This is a genomic window from Streptomyces sp. NPDC059696 (genome assembly GCF_042733745.1).
In the GTDB taxonomy this organism is placed as follows: domain Bacteria; phylum Actinomycetota; class Actinomycetes; order Streptomycetales; family Streptomycetaceae; genus Streptomyces.
In genome coordinates, this window is the sequence record NZ_JBHWFG010000033.1 from 1 (window position 1) to 18,404 (window position 18,404).

At 73.2% G+C, this 18,404-nt stretch carries 17 protein-coding genes; 10 read left to right on the top strand and 7 right to left on the bottom strand.

What is annotated here, in order from left to right; translation table 11 throughout:
- Positions 1–67: 67 nt before the first annotated feature.
- Positions 68–955, bottom strand: coding sequence for a DUF4436 family protein (locus ACFV20_RS29150; protein ID WP_385661731.1), 888 nt, complete (start codon positions 953–955; stop codon positions 68–70).
- A 344-nt stretch (positions 956–1,299) separates the two neighbouring features.
- Between ACFV20_RS29150 and ACFV20_RS29155 the strand changes: the two genes are divergently transcribed.
- From ACFV20_RS29155 to ACFV20_RS29185, 7 genes are all read left to right on the top strand, one after another.
- On the top strand, positions 1,300–2,415 hold the full coding sequence (locus ACFV20_RS29155) for a Gfo/Idh/MocA family protein (protein ID WP_385661733.1): 1,116 nt from the start codon (positions 1,300–1,302) through the stop codon (positions 2,413–2,415).
- Positions 2,412–3,335: a PmoA family protein gene (locus ACFV20_RS29160; protein ID WP_385661736.1), complete on the top strand. Its 924-nt coding sequence runs from the start codon at positions 2,412–2,414 to the stop codon at positions 3,333–3,335. Before ACFV20_RS29155 ends, ACFV20_RS29160 begins: the two co-directional genes overlap by 4 nt.
- Complete coding sequence (locus ACFV20_RS29165; RefSeq protein WP_385661739.1) at positions 3,329–4,108, top strand: cupin; 780 nt, start codon at positions 3,329–3,331, stop codon at positions 4,106–4,108. The genes ACFV20_RS29160 and ACFV20_RS29165 overlap by 7 nt, the downstream gene beginning before the upstream one ends.
- A gap of 88 nt (positions 4,109–4,196) precedes the next feature.
- Positions 4,197–5,480, top strand: coding sequence for an ABC transporter substrate-binding protein (locus tag ACFV20_RS29170; protein ID WP_385661742.1), 1,284 nt, complete (start codon positions 4,197–4,199; stop codon positions 5,478–5,480).
- A complete protein-coding gene (locus ACFV20_RS29175) occupies positions 5,477–6,415 on the top strand; it encodes a carbohydrate ABC transporter permease (protein ID WP_385661744.1) in 939 nt (312 codons plus the stop codon). Before ACFV20_RS29170 ends, ACFV20_RS29175 begins: the two co-directional genes overlap by 4 nt.
- Entirely contained in the window at positions 6,412–7,272 is an 861-nt protein-coding gene (locus ACFV20_RS29180) for a carbohydrate ABC transporter permease (RefSeq protein ID WP_385661748.1), read from the top strand. The genes ACFV20_RS29175 and ACFV20_RS29180 overlap by 4 nt, the downstream gene beginning before the upstream one ends.
- 5 nt (positions 7,273–7,277) lie before the next feature.
- Positions 7,278–7,913: a hypothetical protein gene (locus tag ACFV20_RS29185; RefSeq protein ID WP_385661751.1), complete on the top strand. Its 636-nt coding sequence runs from the start codon at positions 7,278–7,280 to the stop codon at positions 7,911–7,913.
- Here the strand turns inward: ACFV20_RS29185 and ACFV20_RS29190 are convergent.
- The 3 genes from ACFV20_RS29190 to ACFV20_RS29200 all read right to left on the bottom strand — a co-directional run bounded on the left by ACFV20_RS29190 (position 7,885) and on the right by ACFV20_RS29200 (position 11,286).
- Positions 7,885–8,589 carry a phosphatase PAP2 family protein gene (locus tag ACFV20_RS29190; RefSeq protein WP_385661754.1) on the bottom strand — a complete coding sequence of 235 codons (705 nt, stop codon included), beginning with the start codon at positions 8,587–8,589 and terminating at the stop codon, positions 7,885–7,887. The two genes, ACFV20_RS29185 and ACFV20_RS29190, sit on opposite strands and share 29 nt — an antisense overlap.
- 231 nt (positions 8,590–8,820) lie before the next feature.
- The gene (locus ACFV20_RS29195; RefSeq protein WP_385661757.1) at positions 8,821–11,070 is read right to left on the bottom strand and encodes a heavy metal translocating P-type ATPase; all 2,250 of its coding nucleotides are present in this window, start codon (positions 11,068–11,070) and stop codon (positions 8,821–8,823) included.
- 3 nt (positions 11,071–11,073) lie between these two features.
- On the bottom strand, positions 11,074–11,286 hold the full coding sequence (locus ACFV20_RS29200; RefSeq protein ID WP_385661760.1) for a heavy-metal-associated domain-containing protein: 213 nt from the start codon (positions 11,284–11,286) through the stop codon (positions 11,074–11,076).
- A 201-nt stretch (positions 11,287–11,487) separates the two neighbouring features.
- On the opposite strand from ACFV20_RS29200, the gene ACFV20_RS29205 reads away from it, so the two are divergent.
- Positions 11,488–12,471 (top strand): hypothetical protein, encoded by a 984-nt coding sequence (locus ACFV20_RS29205; protein WP_385661763.1) that lies wholly within the window; start codon positions 11,488–11,490, stop codon positions 12,469–12,471.
- 3 nt (positions 12,472–12,474) lie between these two features.
- Here ACFV20_RS29205 and ACFV20_RS29210 read toward each other — a convergent pair whose 3' ends face one another.
- Positions 12,475–14,313, bottom strand: a complete 1,839-nt coding sequence (locus tag ACFV20_RS29210; RefSeq protein WP_385661766.1) for a glycoside hydrolase family 15 protein — start codon at positions 14,311–14,313, stop codon at positions 12,475–12,477.
- 265 nt (positions 14,314–14,578) lie between these two features.
- Positions 14,579–15,358 (bottom strand): DeoR/GlpR family DNA-binding transcription regulator, encoded by a 780-nt coding sequence (locus tag ACFV20_RS29215; RefSeq protein WP_385661769.1) that lies wholly within the window; start codon positions 15,356–15,358, stop codon positions 14,579–14,581.
- Positions 15,359–15,492: 134 nt separating this feature from the next.
- Here ACFV20_RS29215 and ACFV20_RS29220 point away from each other — a divergent pair, with 134 nt between their 5' ends.
- Positions 15,493–16,374, top strand: a complete 882-nt coding sequence (locus ACFV20_RS29220) for an SIS domain-containing protein (RefSeq protein ID WP_385661771.1) — start codon at positions 15,493–15,495, stop codon at positions 16,372–16,374.
- A gap of 13 nt (positions 16,375–16,387) precedes the next feature.
- Entirely contained in the window at positions 16,388–17,248 is an 861-nt protein-coding gene (locus tag ACFV20_RS29225; protein WP_385661774.1) for a ketose-bisphosphate aldolase, read from the top strand.
- Here the strand turns inward: ACFV20_RS29225 and ACFV20_RS29230 are convergent.
- Entirely contained in the window at positions 17,238–18,368 is a 1,131-nt protein-coding gene (locus ACFV20_RS29230) for a methyltransferase (RefSeq protein ID WP_385661920.1), read from the bottom strand. The genes ACFV20_RS29225 and ACFV20_RS29230 overlap by 11 nt on opposite strands.
- Between the last annotated feature and the right edge of the window lie 36 nt (positions 18,369–18,404).

The window sequence follows — 18,404 nt, forward strand, 5'->3', positions numbered from 1 at the left end:
GTCACCGCCCCCGTGCGGTGACCACCAGGGCCGGCCGCTGTCCTGGGCGCGCCGCCGCCGGCGGGCCTCAGGCGGGTGCGGCGTCGGCCGGGCGCAGGGCGGTGCGGATGCCGAAGGTGACCACCACGATCAGGCACACGGCGACGACCGCCTCGGCCCAGAAGAAGGCGAACCAGTCCATCACGCAACCGATCGGCGGAGTGCCGGGGGCGGTGTTGCGGAACGCCGCGAGCGCGAACAGCGTGGCCGCCATCCAGGCGAGCGCGGGCCAGACCAGGCCCTGCCTGCGGGTCGTCAGGTACCAGGCCCCGAGCAGCACGGACGACGCCAGGGCCCACATCGCGACCATCATGAAGACCGCGAAGGTGAGCAGGCTGCCCGACCGGGACAGCTTCAGCCCCATGGCGGCCTCCTGTCCCGGGGGCAGGGGTGTCACCGCGACGGAGAAGAGCGTGTCGGCGTTGGAGAGGAGCAGCCGCACCGGCGCGGGCTCGCCGCCCTGCACGGCCCAGAACTCGATGCCGGTGTCGTAGGTGTCGAAGGGGTAGTCGCTGATCGACCCGCCCGTGATCGCGACCCGTACGTCCTGGGGCGCGAGCCGCTCGTGTGCCTCGAACGCCAGGTCGCTGAGGGTCGCCACGGACGTCTGGAGGCTCAGATCGGCCACCGGGGCGGTTCCGCCCTGCTCGCCGAGGCTCCCGCGCGGGCTGACCCGGACGCGCAGGACGAGCTCTCCGGCCGCGGCGTCGACGCTCTGGACGGTGGCCTCCACGTCCACCCGGTCGGCGGCCCGGGAGCCTGCCGTGTACACGGTGTCCTTCGCCTGCCGCTCGGTGTACTGCAGCCACGACCCCACGGACACGGCCACCAGGATCAGGACCGCGAGCGGGATCAGGACCAGCAGGACGGACGGCCCGGAGCGCGGCGCGCGGGGGGAGTGCGGGGGCGGGGCCATGGGTGACTCCGATGCGGTGGGCAGGGCGACGGGCTCGATTCCCGCCCGGCGGGAAGTCACCCTCCGATCACAGGCAGCCACTGTAGGTGCTGTGCGCCGCGACTTCACGGAAGCGGCAGCTCGGGGGCCGTGCCGGAGCGGCGTGCCGGTGGAACGCCGGACGGAATGCCGTTTCCGTGCCGGGGCGACACCCCGCAACTCCGCCCCAAGCTGGGTCAATGCTCGGGCAGACCTTGTGCAGGTCGCTGCAGGGGGGTTGTCCAGACATTCTCTCGCGCCTAGGGTCCCTTCCGAGTGCAAGCGCTTTCCAAGCGTGTGTCCGCCGGCCGTCCGAGGAGCGCCGCATGTCCTTGTCCCCCACCCGCCGCCGTGTGGCCGTCGTCGGCACCGGAGCCATCGTCAGCGGCAGCCATCTGCCCGCGCTCCGGGCCCACGCCGACCGGGTGGAACTGGTGGCCGCCGTCGACGTCGACCAGGAGCGCCTCGACGCCTTCCGCGCACTGGCCGGTGCACAGGTCGCCGGGTACACCACGATGGACGCGATGCTGGACGCCGTACGGCCCGACCTGGTCCTGATCGGGACACCGCCGTCCCTGCACCGCGACCAGACCGTCGCCGCGCTGAAGGCGGGCGCCTGGGTGCTGTGCGAGAAGCCGCTCACCCTGTCGCTCGCCGAGTACGACGAGATCGCCGCCGCCGAGGAGGCCTCCGGCGGGTACGCGTCCGTCGTGTTCCAGCACCGCTACGGATCCGGCGCCGTGCATGCCCGCGAGCTGATCACCGGCGGCGAGCTGGGAGCCCCGCTCGTGGCGCACTGCCAGACCACCTGGCACCGGGACGCGGCGTACTACGCGGTGCCCTGGCGCGGGACGTGGGCCGGCGAGGGCGGCGGCCCTACCATGGGCCACGGCATCCACCAGTACGACCTGCTGCTCCATCTGCTCGGCGAGTGGGAGGAGATCCAGGCCATGGCCGCGCGCCTGGTCCACGACACCGAGAGCGAGGACGTCTCCACCGCCCTGGTGCGCTTCGGCAACGGCGCCCTCGCCACCGTCGTCAACAGCGTGCTCTCCCCGGACGAGGTGAGCCGCATCCGCATCGACTGCGCGGACGCCACGGTCGAGCTCACCCACCTGTACGGCCACACCAACGACAGCTGGGCCTACACCCCGGCCCCGCACGTCGCCTCCGAGCGCGCCACCGCCTGGCGGTCCCCCGCGAGCGACGTGCCCAGCTCGCACACCGCCCAGCTGGGCGAGCTCCTCGACGCCTACGACGCCGGCACCCGGCCGCCGGGCAGCGGCCACGACGCCCGCGCCACCCTGGAGTTCGCCGCCGCCCTGTACAAGGCGGCGTTCACCGGCCGCTCGGTGCGCGCGGGGGAGATCGGCCCCGGCGATCCCTTCTACGAGGCCATGCACGGCGAGTACCCCGACTGGGCCCCCAAGGAGCGCGCATGACCATCCGCGTCACCCACACGCACGGCGAGGACATCGCCGTCACCGCAGGCGGCACGGAGATCCTCCGCTACGTCTACCGCCCCGACCCGGATCCCTTCGAGTCCCGCAAGCCCTACGCCCACCCCGTGCGCACCCTCTCGGGCCGTACCGTCACCGGCTACCGCCCGAGCGACCACCGCTGGCACAAGGGCCTGCAGATGACCGCGAGCCACCTGTCCGGCCAGAACTTCTGGGGCGGCAACTGCTACGTCCACGGCGAGGGGTACCTCCGCCTGCCCGAGCGCGTCGGCTCGATGCGGCACGACGGCTTCGCGGACGTCACCGTCGAGGACGACCGGCTCGCCTTCACCGAGAACCTCACCTGGATCGAGAACGGCGGCGAGGAGTGGGCGCGCGAGGTGCGCGGCCTGACCGTCCACTCGGTGGACGAGGAGGCCGGTTCCTGGGCCCTGGACTGGTCGATCCGCCTCACCAACACCCGTTCCGCACCGCTGGTGTTCGGCTCCCCGACCACCGCGGGCCGTGACATGGCCGGCTACACCGGACTCCAGTGGCGCGGCCCGCGCGACTTCACCGGCGGCAGCGTCTTCGCCCCGGACACCGACGCCGACGCGGGCAAACTGATGGGCACCCAGGGCCCCTGGATCGCCTTCACCGCCGAGCACGACGACGTCGACGGCCACTCCACCCTGGTCTTCGCGCACGCCCCGGAGAACCTCGACGGGACGTCCCCGATCCACGAGTCGCACTGGTTCGTGCGCTCCGAGCCGTTCCCGACGGTCGCCTTCTCCTGGGCGTTCTTCGAGGAGTTCGAGCTGCCGCCGGGCGAGTCCTTCGGCTACCGGTACCGCGTCGTCGTCGCCGACGGCGCCTGGGACCGCGACCGGGTCGGCACCCACCTGGAGGGCCTGCCGTGGTGAGCGAACCCGAACCGGCGGGTCTGCCGCATCCGCTGCCCGGCGCGATCGGCCTGTCCCATCTCAGCGCCTACGACTGGGAGGCCGCCGACGGCGTCTGCGGCGGCAGTCCGCACCTGCACCTGGTGTGCACGGAGGCGTACGTCGTCACCGGCGGCCGGGGCGCGGTCCAGACCCTGAGCCCCGACGGCTACCGGGACGTCCCGCTCGCAGCCGGCTCGATCGCCTGGTTCACCCCGGGCACCGTGCACCGCATGGTGCAGGGCGGCGATCTGCGCGTCACCGTGCTGATGCAGAACAGCGGCCTGCCCGAGGCCGGCGACGCCGTGTTCACCTTCCCGCCCGAGGTGCTCGCCGACCCGGAGAAGTACGCCGCCGCGGCCACCCTGCCGCCCGGCACCGGACCGGAGACGGCCGCGGCCGCCCGGCGTCGCAGGGACCTCGCCGTCGAGGGCTACCTCGTCCTGCGCGAGGCCCTCGTCGCCGGCGACAACGGCCCGTACCGCGACTTCCAGCGCGCCGCGGCCCGGATCGTCCGCGACAAGGTTCCCACCTGGCGGAAGCTCTGGCGGGAGGGCGCCCTGGCCACCGCGGAACGCACCGGCGCCCAGCTCGAAGCCCTGGCCGCCGGCGAGGTCGACTACCTCGGCGAGGCCACCGCGCACGAGGCCGCGCCCACCCGGCTCGGCGGCTTCGGCATGTGCGGCCGGCGCGACGAGTACACGCTGCCCGGCACCACGCTGCCGTTCCTGGGGGAGGAGCGGCACGGCGCCTGAGGGGGGCCGCGGGGGAGCCGCGAAGGACCACCCGCGGGGGATCTGAGGGGGGCTCAACCGAAACTCCGTCGAGAGGAGTGACCTCGGCATGCCCGGACACAGGACAAAGGGGTTCTGCGCGTCGGCCGCCGCACTGGCACTGTGTGCCGTGCTGGCCGGCTGCGGAGGATCCGGGGAGTCCGCAGGAGACGGCAAGGTCGTGCTGCGCTACACCTGGTGGGGCAACCCCGACCGCGCGGAACGCACCGAGCAGGCCGTCGCGCTGTTCGAGAGACAGCACCCGGACATCGACGTGTCGACGTCGTTCTCCGGCTACGACGCCTACAAACAGAAGCTCGCCACCCAGGCCGCCGGCGGCGACGCCCCGGACGTGATGCAGCTGGACTACCGCCAGATCGACCAGTACGCCTCCGGCGGCGTCCTGCTCGACCTCGGGCGACAGAAGCGGGTCCTGCGCACCCACGAGATCGACCCGGGCCTGCTCGCCACCGGCCGCGTCGACGACGTCCAGTACGCGATCCCGCAGGGCCGCGGCACCGAGACCGTCGCCTACGACGTACGGACCTGGAAGCGGTCGGGCGTCCCCCTGCCCGGCAAGAGCTGGACCTGGAGCCGGTGGGCCGACACCATGCGGGCCCTCGCGAAGAAGACCGGCAAGCCCGGCGCGACCGACCCCGGCCAGAGCGAGGACGCCTTCGAGGTCTGGCTGCGGGGCCGGGGCAAGTCCCTCTACACCGAGGGCGGCGGGCTCGGCTTCACCGCCGGCGACCTCACCCGCTGGTGGACCTTCACCGACCGGCTGCGCCGGGCAGGCGCCGTCTCGCCCGCCGAGCAGACCACCCAGCTCGACGGCTCCGTCGAGAACACCCCGCTGGGACGCGGCACGGCCGCCACCGACGCCAACTGGGACGCCCCGGCCAGCGGCTTCGCCGCCCTCGTCGACGGCGGCGTCGCCCTCGCCCCGATGCCGTGCGGCGAGGACGGGACACCGGGCCAGTACTTCAAGCCGTCCATGTTCGTGGGCGTCTCGGCCGGCACCGGCCACCCGAAGCAGGCCGCGCAGCTCGTCGACTTCCTCATCAACGACCGGCGGGCCGCGAAGATCCTCGGCGCGAGCCGCGGCATCCCCGTCAACGAGACCGTCCGGGACGACATCGGCCCGGGCCTGAAGGACTTCGACCGGACCATCGCCGACTTCCAAGCCTCTCTGGAGGGCAGGCTCGACGACCCGCCCCAGGCACCGCCCGCCGGCGACAACGCGCTGCAGAGCACCTTCCAGCGGGACTACGACCAGGTGTCCTACGGGCGCATGTCGCCCCGCGAGGCGGCCGAGAACTACATCACCGAGGCGAAGGCGGAGCTGAGGTCATGACCACCACCGCGATCCCCCCGGCGGCGCGGCCCGCCCCCGCAGCTGCCCCGACACGCCGCCCGAGGCGCGAACGCGAGGGCGCCGCCTGGGTGTTCCTCTCGCCCTGGGTGCTCGGCGCGATCGTCCTGACACTGCTGCCCATGGCCGTGTCGCTGTACCTGTCGTTCACCGACTACAACCTGTTCGACCCGCCCCAGTGGGTCGGCCTGCGCAACTACACGCAGATGTTCACCGAGGACCCGCGCTACTGGCGCTCGGTGGTCACGACCCTCACGTACGTCGTCATCGCCGTGCCCCTGCAACTCGCCCTCGCCCTCGCCGTGGCCCTCGCCCTGAAGGGCATGAAGCGCGGCAAGGGCTTCTACCGCTCCGCGTTCTACGCACCGTCCCTGCTCGGCGCGTCGATGTCCGTCGCCCTCGTCTGGCGGGCGGTCTTCAACGACGGCGGCCCGGTCGACAACCTGCTCGGCACCGGCGGCTGGGTCAACAAGCCCGGCTGGGCGCTGTCGGCCGTCGCCCTGCTGACGGTGTGGCAGTTCGGTGCCCCCATGGTCATCTTCCTCGCCGGACTCCAGCAGATCCCCGCCGAGCTGTACGAGGCCGCCGCGGTCGACGGGGCCGGCAAGCGGCGGCAGTTCCTGTCCGTCACCCTGCCCATGCTCTCCCCGGTGCTCTTCTTCAACCTGGTCCTGCAGACCATCCAGGCCTTCCAGGTGTTCACCCCGGCCTTCGCGGTCAGCGCGGGCAAGGGCGGACCGGCCGACTCGACGCTCGTCTACACCATGTACCTCTACGACCGGGGCTTCGTCGCCTCCCACATGGGCTACGCCTCCGCCATGGCGTGGGTACTGCTCCTCGTGATCGGCATCGTCACGGCGGTGCTGTTCCGCACCTCGCGCTCCTGGGTCTTCTACGCCTCCGAGGGGGAGCGGTGACCTCGACGACCGTGACGCACAGGCCTGTTCGATGGGGCCGGGTGGCCGTACACCTCGGGGCCCTGGCCGCCCTGCTGGTCATGCTGTACCCGCTGGCCTGGCTGCTGGCCACCTCGCTCAAGCCCGCCGACGAGGTCATCGCCAGCCTCGACCTGCTGCCCGGCCGCCTGGAGTGGTCCAACTACGCGACCGCCCTCGACGGCGTCAACGACGTCTCCATCTGGCGGCTGCTCGGCAACTCCCTGCTGATCGCGGGCGGCGCGGTCGCCGGCAACGTCATCAGCTGCTCGCTCGCCGCCTACGCCTTCGCACGGCTGCGGTTCCGGCTGCGTGGGCCCCTGTTCGCCTTCATGATCGCCACGATCATGCTGCCGCACCACGCGGTGCTGATCCCGCAGTACATCATCTTCAACCAGCTCGGCATGGTGAACACCTACTGGCCGCTGATCCTGCCGAAGTTCCTCGCCACCGAGGCGTTCTTCGTCTTCCTCATCGTGCAGTTCATGCGCGGTCTGCCGCGTGAGCTGGAGGAGGCGGCCCGGATCGACGGCTGCGGGCCGTTCCGCAGCTTCTTCCAGGTCGTCCTGCCGCTCACCCGGCCGGCCCTGATCACCACGGCCATCTTCACGTTCATCTGGACCTGGAACGACTTCTTCACCCAGCTCATCTACCTCTTCGACCCGGACAAGTTCACCCTCACGCTCGCCCTGCGCTCCTTCGTGGACGCCTCCAGCACCTCCGCGTTCGGCCCCATGTTCGCCCTGTCGGTGATCGCGCTGCTGCCGATCGTGCTGTTCTTCCTCGCCTTCCAGCGGTTCCTGGTGGAGGGCATGGCCGGCTCCGGGCTGAAGGGGTGAGGGGCGTGCCGACGCGCGAGGCGGGCGAGGTGTTCGGGCCGCGCACGACCCTGTTCGCCGACGTGCTGAGCGTCGGACTCGCCACAGCCGTGGCCTGCCTTCCCCTCGTCACGGTTCCGGCGGCACTGTCGACGGCGTGCGCCGTGCTGCGCGGGGCGGGGGAGGGCCGGCCGGTCACGGCGGGGCGGTACGCCGCCCTGCTGCGGCGGCGGTTGCGGGCCGGTGACGTGGGGGCGGGCGCCGTCGCCCTGGCGGGTCTGCTGGTGCTCGCCGCCGACCTGGCGCTGGCCGGGGCCGGGCTGCCGGGCGCGCCGCTGTTCGCGGTGGCCGCGGGAGTGATCGGCACGGGCGCGGCCGTGGTCGGGCTGCGGGCCTGCGGACGCCCCGAGTCGCTCACCGACTGGCGGGCGGCGGTGCGCGGGGCCGGCCGGGACGCCGTGAGCGACGCGGGGGGCAGCGGCCTGGTGCTGCTCGCGGTGGTGACGGCGGTGGCGTGCGCGTGGATGCTGCTGCCCCTGGCCTTCCTCGCTCCGGGCCCGCTGGCCCTGGCGCTCACCGCCGTCGACGTACGCCGCCGTTCCGCACCGGCTCGGCGGGCGTACGCCGTCCCGCTCAGCCGCGGGCGGGGCCGCCGAGGGTGATGCGTGGCCAGTGGCGGGCCGCCTTGAGGAGGGCCTTGGGCCTCGCCGAGGGGGTGGCCGCTGCCGCCGCCAGGGCCACGGCGGCGCTGGCGATGCCGAGCACCGCTCCGGCCGCCACGTCGCCCGGGTAGTGCACACCGGTGTGGACGCGGGAGTAGCCGACGGCGCTCGCCAGTGCTCCGAGCGGGACCGCGGCCGGGGGCAGGACCACGCCGACGGCGGTGGCGAACGCGACCGCCGACGCCGTGTGCCCGGACGGGAACGACGCCGAGGTCGGCATCTTCACGTGCCGGTCCACCGTCACCCGGGCCGCCTCCCGGTCCGGCCGCGCCCGGCGCACCAGGCGCTTGCCGAGCAGGTTCGCCGAGGCCGATGCCACGGCGATCGCGCCGACCCCGGCGAAGGCGGCCCTGCGCGGTCGCTTGCCGGCGAGAGCCAGGGCAGCGGCGATGCCGAACGAGATCTTGGAGTGGTCGGCGGCGTGCGACAGGTGGCGCAGTGTCCGGTCCAGGGTCGGGGTGGGGGTCGCTGCGACCGCCGCGTACAAGGCGCCGTCCACGGCCCTGAGATCGGCGAACACGGCGCCCAGCAGCCGTCGGCCGCGTGCAGCCGCGGAGTCCTGGGTGTTCCGGAGCGGACGGGGGGCGTCCGCGTCTGTGGTCGTCGGATCGGTCATGTGCTTCTCCCCGCAGTGGCCTTTCCCCAGCAAGGTACCGGCTCGCGACCGGCGCACGCTCGGCGCCCCTGCGAGCCGGTACCTCCCGAGTGCCCGGACGGCGGACGGCCATCCCGGTGTGCCGGAAGACCGAGCGCGGACGGGCGCCGCCCCGGAGGGACGGTCCGGCTGCGCCGCCGCCTGTTCCGGCGCCGCACACCGGTGTGGCGTCGTCCCTGAGCCGTGGGTGTCTCAGCCGGTGGCCCGGAAGGTGCGCAGGCGCAGGGAGTTGGCGACCACGAAGACCGATGAGAAGGCCATCGCCGCCCCGGCGATCATCGGGGTGAGCAGACCCGCCGCGGCCAGCGGCAGGGCCGCCACGTTGTAGGCGAAGGCCCAGAACAGGTTCGAGCGGATGGTGCCGAGCGTGCGGCGGGCGAGCCGGATGGCGTCCGCGGCGGCCCGCAGATCGCCCCGTACGAGGGTCAGGTCGCCGGCCTCGATCGCGGCGTCCGTGCCGGTGCCCATGGCCAGGCCCAGATCGGCCCGGGCGAGGGCGGCCGCGTCGTTGACTCCGTCACCGACCATCGCCACGGTCCGGCCCTCGGCCCGCAGTCGTTCGACGACGTCGACCTTGTCCTGCGGGAGCACCTCGGCGATGACTTTTTCGATGCCGACCTCGCGGGCCACGGACCGGGCCACCGCCTCGTTGTCGCCGGTGAGCAGGATCGGCGTGAGGCCGAGCGCCCGCAGCCGTGCGACGGCCTCCGCGCTGGTGTCCTTCACCGCGTCGGCCACTTCCAGCACCGCACGCGCCTCGCCGTCCCACGCGACGGTGACGGCCGTGCGCCCGGCGTCCTCGGCCGCCGCCCGGGCCGCGGCCAGGTCCTCGGGAAGCTCCATCGCCCAGTCGGCCAGCAGCCGCTCCCGGCCGACGAGCACCGCGTGGCCCTCCACGAGGCCCCGCACACCCAGCCCGGGGACGTTGGCGAAGTCCTCGGGCGTCGGCAGCGCGCCCAGCTTCTGCAGCGCACCGTCGGCGACGGCCCGGGCGATCGGGTGCTCGGAGGAGTGCTCCAACGCCCCTGCCAGCCGCAGCACTTCGGTCTCGTCGGTGCCCTCGGTGGTGTGTACGGCCAGCAGTGTCATACGGCCGGTCGTGACCGTGCCCGTCTTGTCGAGGACCACGGTGTCGACCCGGCGCGTGGACTCCAGCACCTCGGGGCCCTTGATCAGGATGCCGAGCTGGGCGCCCCGCCCGGTGCCCACCATCAGCGCGGTCGGCGTGGCCAGCCCCAGCGCGCAGGGGCAGGCGATGACGAGGACGGCGACCGCCGCGGTGAAGGCGGCCGTCAGCCCGGCGCCGTTGCCCAGCCAGAATCCCAGGGTGCCGAGCGCCAGGGCGATCACCACCGGCACGAACACGGCGGAGATCCGGTCGGCGAGCCGCTGCGCGGCGGCCTTGCCGTTCTGCGCGTCCTCCACGAGCCGGGCCATCCGGGCCAGCTGGGTGTCGGCACCGACGCGCGTGGCCCGTACGACGAGCCGCCCGCCGACGTTGATCGTGGCACCGGTCACCGGGTCGCCGGCACCGACCTCCACGGGGACGGACTCGCCGGTGAGCATCGAGGCGTCCACGGCGGAGGACCCCTCGTCGACCGTCCCGTCCGTCGCGATCTTCTCGCCGGGGCGGACCAGGAAGCGGTCGCCGACCGTCAACTCCGTGACCGGCACGGTCCGTTCGCGGCCGTCGGCCCGCAGCACCGTGACGTTCTTCGCGCCCAGCTCCAGCAGGGCCCGCAGCGCGGCGCCCGCCTTGCGCTTGGCGCGGGCCTCGAAGTACCGCCCGGCCAGGATGAAGGCGGTCACGCCCGCGGCGGCCTCCAGGTAGATGTTCCCGGCGCCGTCCGTGCGCTCGATGGTCAGCTCGAAGGGGTGCGTCATGCCCGGGGTGCCCGCGGCGCCGAAGAACAGCGCCCACAGCGACCACAGGAACGCGGCCGAGGTGCCCACCGAGATCAGGGTGTCCATGGTGGCCGCACCGTGCCGCGCGTTGGTGAACGCCGCCTTGTGGAAGGGCCACGCCGCGTATGTCACGACGGGCGCGGCCAGTGTGAGGGACAGCCACTGCCAGGACGCGAACTGCAGCGCCGGGATCATCGCCATGGCGACGACGGGGACCGCGAGCACCACGGCCGTGACCAACCGCTCGCGCAGCGGCCGCAGTTCGTCGCTCTCCTCGCTCGCCTCGTCGCGCTCGGCAGGGGGAGCGGGCTCGTGCGCGGTGTACCCGGTCGCCTCGACGGTGGCGATGAGGTCGCCGACGGAGACCCCGCCGGAGTAGCTGACCCTGGCCTTCTCCGTCGCGTAGTTGACGGTGGCGGTGACCCCGTCCATGCGGTTGAGCTTCTTCTCGATGCGCGCGGCGCAGGAGGCGCAGGTCATGCCGCCGATGACGAGCTCCACCTCGGCGTCGGCCCCGGTCGTCGTACCGGTGCTCATGGCTCAGACCCTCCCGGTCAGCTCGTAGCCGGCCTCGTCGACGGCCTCCGCGACCGCGGCGTCGTCGGGCTCGGCGGCACTGGTGACGGTGACCCGGCCGGCGCCGAGGTCGACCTCGACACCGCTGACGCCGTCCAGCTCGCCGATGGCCTCGGTCAGCGTGGCCGCGCAGTGGCCGCAGGACATTCCGGAGACGGCGTAGGTGGTGGCGGGCATCGGGTGCCTCCTCATGGTGATCCGACAGGAACGGAGATACGGGGCGGGGGTATCCTCCCGCCGGGTTCATGTATACCCCCGAGGGGTATACGATGCAAGCGTGGGCGCAGCTTGACGTAATACCCCCCAGGGGTATGGTGAACTGCATGGCTGCCCCCCGCGGAGGAGCGGGAGGCCCGGTATCCGAAGGAGTCGACGACCATGAACACCGCATGGAGGATCACCACCTTCGCCGCCGCCCTGGCGGCGACGTTCGGCGCGGCCTACGGCGTCGGGCAGGGCGTGGACCCCGTCGTCGCCGACAGCCCCCCGAAGCACGAGGACGCACACACCCGGCCCGCACCGGAGCACGGGCAGGGCGGCGAACACACCGTGCACGCCACACCACCGGCCGGCGGACTGCAGATCTCCGACGGCGGTTACACGCTCGACCTGCGGACCCCGCGCGTGACCGCGGGGGAGCGGGCCGTCCTGCGCTTCACCGTCCGGGACACCGCCGGCCGCGCGCTCACCGCCTACCAGCGCGAACACGACAAGGAACTCCACCTCGTCGTGGCCTCACGCGACCTGGTCACCTACCGCCACCTGCACCCCACCCGCGCCGCCGACGGCACCTGGAGCACCCCCGTGGACCTGCCCCGCGCGGGCGGCTACCGCGTCTTCGCCGACTTCACCCCGGCGAAGAAGGACGCCCGGAACCTCACCCTCGGCGCGGACCTCGCCGCCTCCGGCCCCTACGAGGCCCGCCCGCTGCCGCCGGCGCACACCACGGCCCGCGTCGGCGCCTACGACGTGACGCTGGAGGGCGCCCTGCGACCGGGCCGGGCGAGCGAACTCACCCTGAAGGTCTCCCGCGACGGCAAGCCCGTCACCGACCTCCAGCCCTACCTCGGCGCGTACGGCCACCTGGTCGCCCTGCGTTCCGGCGACCTCGCCTACCTGCACGTCCATCCGAACGGCGAACCCGGCGACGGCGCGACCGAGCCCGGCCCGGACATCTCGTTCACGGCCACGGCCCCCAGCTCCGGCCCCTACCGCCTGTTCCTCGACTTCCGGCACGAGGGCACGGTCCGCACGGCGGCGTTCACCGTCCACGCCGGGGGAGCGGCACCCGCGGCGGATACCCCCGAGGAGCATCCGTCGGACACCCCCGAGGGGCATGAGGCCGACGAGCACGGCCACTGAGGGTCAGCCGAGCGCCCGGTCCAGATTGAAGGCCGCACTGATCAGCGCGAGGTGCGTGAACGCCTGCGGGAAGTTGCCCTGCTGCTCCCCGGTGTGGCTGATCTCCTCGGCGTACAGGCCGAGGTGGTTGGCGTACGTCAGCATCTTCTCGAAGGCGAGCCGCGCCTCGTCGACCCGGCCCGCGTGCACCATCGCCTCCACGTACCAGAACGAGCAGATGGAGAACGTGCCCTCGTCGCCGCGCAGTCCGTCGGGACTGGAGCGCGGGTCGTAGCGGTAGACCAGCGAGTCGGACACCAGCTCCTCGGTGAGCGCGTCCAGCGTCGACAGCCACTTCGGGTCGGTGGGCGCGATGAACTTCGTCAGCGGCATCATCAGCACCGCCGCGTCCAGCACGTCGCCGTCCTCGTGCTGGACGAACGCCCCGCGCTCCTCGGACCAGCCACGGCTCATGATCCGCCGGTAGATCGTGTCGCGGCACTCCCGCCAGCGCGGCAGATCGGCCGGCAGGCCGCGCCGGTTGGCCATCCGGATGGCCCGCTCGATCGCCACCCAGCACATCAGCCGCGAGTACAGGAAGTTCCGGCGCCCGCCCCGGGTCTCCCAGATCCCCTCGTCGGGCTGGTCCCAGTGCGCGCACACCCAGTCCACCAGGGCGCACACGTCGTCCCAGTGGCCGCTGGAGACGGGCTTGGCCCACTTGTCGTAGAGGTAGATCGAGTCGATCAGCGCGCCGTAGATGTCGAGCTGGAGCTGGTCGGCCGCCGCGTTCCCGACGCGCACCGGCGCCGAGCCGTGGTGGCCCTCCAGATGGCCGAGGGTGCGCTCGGGCAGCTCGGTGCGGCCGTCGATGCCGTACATGATCTGCAGCGGGCCGGAGACCTTGCCGTCACCCGGGCTGATGTGCCGGGTCACGAAGTCCATGAACGCCTCGGCCTCCCCGGTGAAGCCCAGCCGCAGCAGGGCGTAGACGCAGAACGCTGCGTCGCGCACCCACACGTACCGGTAGTCCCAGTTGCGCTCGCCGCCCAGCTCCTCGGGCAGACTCGTCGTCGGCGCCGCCACGATCGCCCCGGTCGGCGCGTACGTGAGCAGCTTCAGCGTCAGCGCCGAGCGGTGCACCATCTCCCGCCAGCGGCCCTTGTACCGGGACGCCGACAGCCAGTGCCGCCAGTACGCCACCGTCGCCGCGAACTGCTCCTCCGCCTCCGTGCGCGCACACCGGCGGGGCGTCACGTCGCCGCCGACCTTGTCCAGCGCGAACACCGCCGTCTCGCCCTCGGACAGCTTGAAGTCGCCCCGCACGTCCGGCCCGTCGGCCTCCAGCGGCACGGTCGCGGTCAGCGCCAGCGCCAGCCCCTCGGCCTCGAACACCGCGGTGTCGCCGGTCACCCGCACGGTGTGGGGCAGGGAGCCGTAGTCGAAGCGGGGCGCCACCCGCGTGCGGAACGGGAGCGAGCCGCGTACGCACACCACCCGCCGGATCAGCCGGTGCCGCTCGGCCTCCGCCGGCCCGCCGCCGACCGGCATGAAGTCCTGCACCTCGCCGACCCCGTCCTCGGTGAAGAACCGGGTGATCAGCACATTGGTGTCGGGGAAGTAGAACTGCTTGGTCCGCGCCGGCACCGACGCCGCCAGCTCGAAGCAGCCGCCGCGCTCGGCGTCCAGGATCGAGGCGAACACGCTGGGTGCGTCGAAGGCCGGACAGCAGTACCAGTCGATGGTGCCGTCGGTCCCCACCAGGGCCACGCTGCGCAGATCGCCGATGAGCCCGTGCTCGGCGATCGGAACATAGCGCCGCCCGCCGCCCGGCGTGTCCCGGTCCTGCGCGCCTTCACCCATGACGGCCTCCTGCCGGTAGGCGCCTCAGCCCCAGCGTAGAACCGCCGGGGGGAGGCCGCGCCGCCGGACCGCCGAGGCCCAGCCGCGGCCGGGCCGCAAGAGGCTGCTTCCCCGGCCGACGCCGGACGCAGGCGGGGGTGCTCTTCCGGCTGCCGCCGGACCGAGGGTGGCTGCCGTTCCGGCCCCCGCCGGGCCGCAAGAGGCTGCTTCCCCGGCCGACGCCGGACGCAGGCGGCTGCTCTCCCGGCCGACGCCGGACCACCCCTCAGACCGTGACGACCCGTACCCCGGTCTCCTCGAAGCGCCGCACCGTGTCCTCGTCGGCCGCCGTGTCCGTGACCAGGGTGTCCACCGCCTCGGCCGCGCAGATCCGGGCGAACGCCCGCTGCCCGAGCTTGCTGGAGTCGGCGGCGACCACCACCCGCTCCGCCCGCTCGCACAGCAGCCGGTTGACCGCCGCCTCCGCCTCGTCGTGAGCCGCCGCGCCGTGCGTCACGTCGAAGGCGACGACACCGAGCACCGCCACGTCGACAGTGATCTGCCCGAGCACCCCGTCGGCGAGCGGCCCGACCAGCTCGTACGACTGGGCCCGCGCCACCCCGCCGGTCAGCACGATCTTGAACTGGGGGCGCACGACCAGCTCGTTGGCGATGTTCAGCGCGTTCGTCACCACGGTCAGCGCGGGCGACCCCGAGGCCAGGTCCCCCCGCACGGCCAGGGCCCGCGCCACCTCGGTCGTCGTGGTCCCGCCGGTCAGCCCGACCGCCTCCCCCGGCGCCACCAGAGCCGCCACCGCCCGGGCGATGCGCTGCTTCTCGGAGGCGTGCCGGGCCGTCTTGTAGCGCAGCGGCAGCTCGTACGACACGCCGTGCACGACCGCGCCACCCCGGGTGCGCACCAGCATCTGCTGCTCGGCCAGCCCGTCGAAGTCACGGCGGATCGTCGCCGCCGACACCCCGAGCTCGGCCGCGGCGTCCTCGACGTCCAGCCGGCCGCGCTCCACGAGCAGCTCCAGCAGCGCCTTCCAGCGGGCGTCGCGCGACATCCGCACCTCCCTGTCTCGATCTCCGGCGACCTTAACGCACCGCATCCCGGTCTGAATGCTTGATGTTGCTCGAAAGCTGGCTATATCTTGCATGAACAAGCATGCCTGTGAGGCAGGGAAACGGAGGGTCCGGGATGACGCATGTCGAGGACGAACTGACGAGCCAACCCGAGTGCTGGGAACGCGCCGCGTCGGAAGCGGCGCGGCACGCGAGGGCGCTGCCGGCGCCGGGGGAGCGGGTCGCGATCGTCGGCTGCGGCACCTCGTACTTCATGGCGCAGGCCGCCGCTGCCCTGCGCGAGGACGCGGGCCAGGGCGAGACCGACGCGTTCGCCGCCTCGGAGTTCCCCCACGGCCGCCGCTACGACCGGGTCGTCGCGCTCACCCGCTCCGGCACCACGACCGAAGTCCTCGACCTGCTTGACCGGTTGAAGGGCGCCACCCGCACCACCGCGGTCACCGGCGACCCGGACTCGCCCGTGACGACGGCCGCCGACGACCTCGCCGTCCTGGACTTCGCGGACGAACGCTCCGTCGTCCAGACCCGGTTCGCGACCACCGCCCTCACCCTGTTCCGCGCCCACCTCGGCCTGCATCCGGACACCGCCCTCACCGACGCGCGCACCGCCCTGGCCCAGCCGCTGCCCCAAGGGCTGGTGGGGTGCGGCCAGTTCACCTTCCTGGGACGCGGCTGGACCGTGGGCCTGGCCCACGAGGCCGCCCTGAAGATGCGCGAGGCCGCGCTGGCCTGGACGGAGGCCTACCCGGCGATGGAGTACCGGCACGGCCCGATCAGCGTCAGCACCACGGGCACGGCGACCTGGATGTTCGGCGACGCGCCGGACGGCCTCGCCGGACAGGTACGGGGCACGGGCGCGCTGTGGGTCGCGGGGCGGCTGGACCCGCTCGCCGACCTGATCCGCGTCCAGCGCCTGGCCGTCGCCGTCGCCGCGTCCCGCGGGCTGGACCCCGACAGCCCCCGCCACCTCACCCGTTCGGTGATCCTCGCGCCCTGACCCTGGAGACCCCGTGTCCCTCACCACCACGGGCGGCCTCGTCACCCGGGCCGCCACGACGGGCTCGGCCGTCGCCTCCTTCAACGTCATCACGCTGGAGCACGTCGAAGCCGTCATCGCGGGCGCCGAGTCGGCGGGCGCCCCCGTCGTGCTGCAAGTCAGCGAGAACGCGGTGAAGTTCCGCGGCGGGCAGCTCCTCCCGCTCGCCCGGGCGGCCGTCACCGCGGCCGAACACGCCACCGTCCCCGTCGCGTTGCACCTCGACCACGTGCAGAGCGACACCCTGCTCCACCAGGCCGCGGACGCCGGTTTCAGCTCCGTGATGTACGACGCGGCCCGGCTGCCCTACGCGCAGAACCTCGCCGCGACCCGGGCGGCGGTCGCCTGGGCGCACACCCGGGGGCTGTGGATCGAAGCCGAGTTGGGCCAGATCGGCGGCAAGAACGGCAGACCGCCGCTGGACGCGCACGCTCCCGGTGCCCGCACCGACCCCGATCAGGCCCGGGCGTTCGTCGCCGACTCGGGCGTGGACGCCCTGGCCGTCGCCATCGGCAGCTCCCACGCCATGACCACCCGCACCGCCGTCCTCGACCACGACCTGCTCGCCCGGCTCTCGGCCGCGCTGGACGTCCCGCTGGTCCTGCACGGCTCCTCCGGCGTCCCGGACGACGAGCTCACGGCCGCCGTGGCGGGCGGCATCACCAAGGTCAACATCGGTACCGCCCTCAACATCGCCCTGACGGGAGCCGTCCGGGAGTTCCTCGCCGAGCGGCCCGAAGCGGTCGATCCGCGCGGCTACCTGAACCTCGCGCGGGACGCGATGACACAGGCGGTGACGAGAATCCTGAAGACCCTGGGCACGCCTACCGCTTGACGGCCTTCAGCACCACGAACTTCGGGTCGCTCGCCACGAGCCGGCTGTTGCCGAACAGCTTGCGCAGCTTGACGTGGTAGCCCAGATGCCGGTTGCCGACCACCCACAGCTCCCCGCCCGGCCGCAACGCCCGGCGCGCTCCCGTGAACATCCGCCAGGCCGTGGCGTCCGTCGTCGCCTGGTGGGAGTGGAACGGCGGGTTGTTCAGCACCAGGTCGACACTGCCGGACGGCACGCCCGCCAGCCCGTCCCCGACCCGGAACTCCGCCTGCCCGGGCACGCCGTTCGCCTTGTACGTGGCCTCCGCCGAGGCCACGGCCTGGAACGACTCGTCCACGAACAGCACCTCGGCGCCCGGGTCGGCCAGCGCCACCGACGTACCCACCACGCCGTTGCCACACCCCAGGTCCACCACCCGGCCGCCCCGCCCCTCGGGCAGGTGCCCGAGGAAGAACCGCGTCCCGACGTCCAGGCGGTCGGCGCAGAAGACCCCGGCGTGGTTGACGACGGTGCCGTGCGCGGCGGGACCGATGCCGTCCGGCAGCGTGTACACGTACGGCCACGGGTTGGCGGGCCGATCCAGGGCGGGGTCCGGCGCGCAGAAGATCAGCCGGGCCTTCCTCTCGGCGAGGGAGGTGCGGGTCGGGCCGAGGATCCGCTCGAACAACCGCAGCGTCGAGGTGTGGATCTCCTTCACCATGCCCGTACCGACGACCACCGTCCCCGGATGCACCGCCGGCGCCAGCCGCAGCAACTGGTCCTCCAGCAGCGCCAGGCTCTTCGGCACCCGCACCAGCAGCACGTCGATCCGCCCGGGCGGCGGGTCCTGCGTGGTGAGCAGCCGCACCGCTCCCGGCTCGGCACCGGCCCGCGCGAGGTTGGCCCGGGTCGCCTCCTGGGCGAGGTAGGAGTCGGTGATCTGCACCGGACGGTGCGCCGCGAGCGCCGTGACCAGCGCACCCCAGCGGTCCCCGAGCACCACGACCGTGCCGTCCAGCGGCACCCGCTCCTCGGCCAGGTACCTCAGCAGGTACTCGTCGGAGGCGTCCCAGGCGCGCAGCCGGTCGCGCGGGTCCTCGGGGAAACGGGTCAGCGCCGGCTCGCCCCACGGCGTCGTCATACGGTCGTCCATCGTGCGACCAGGCTAGCCGAGCCG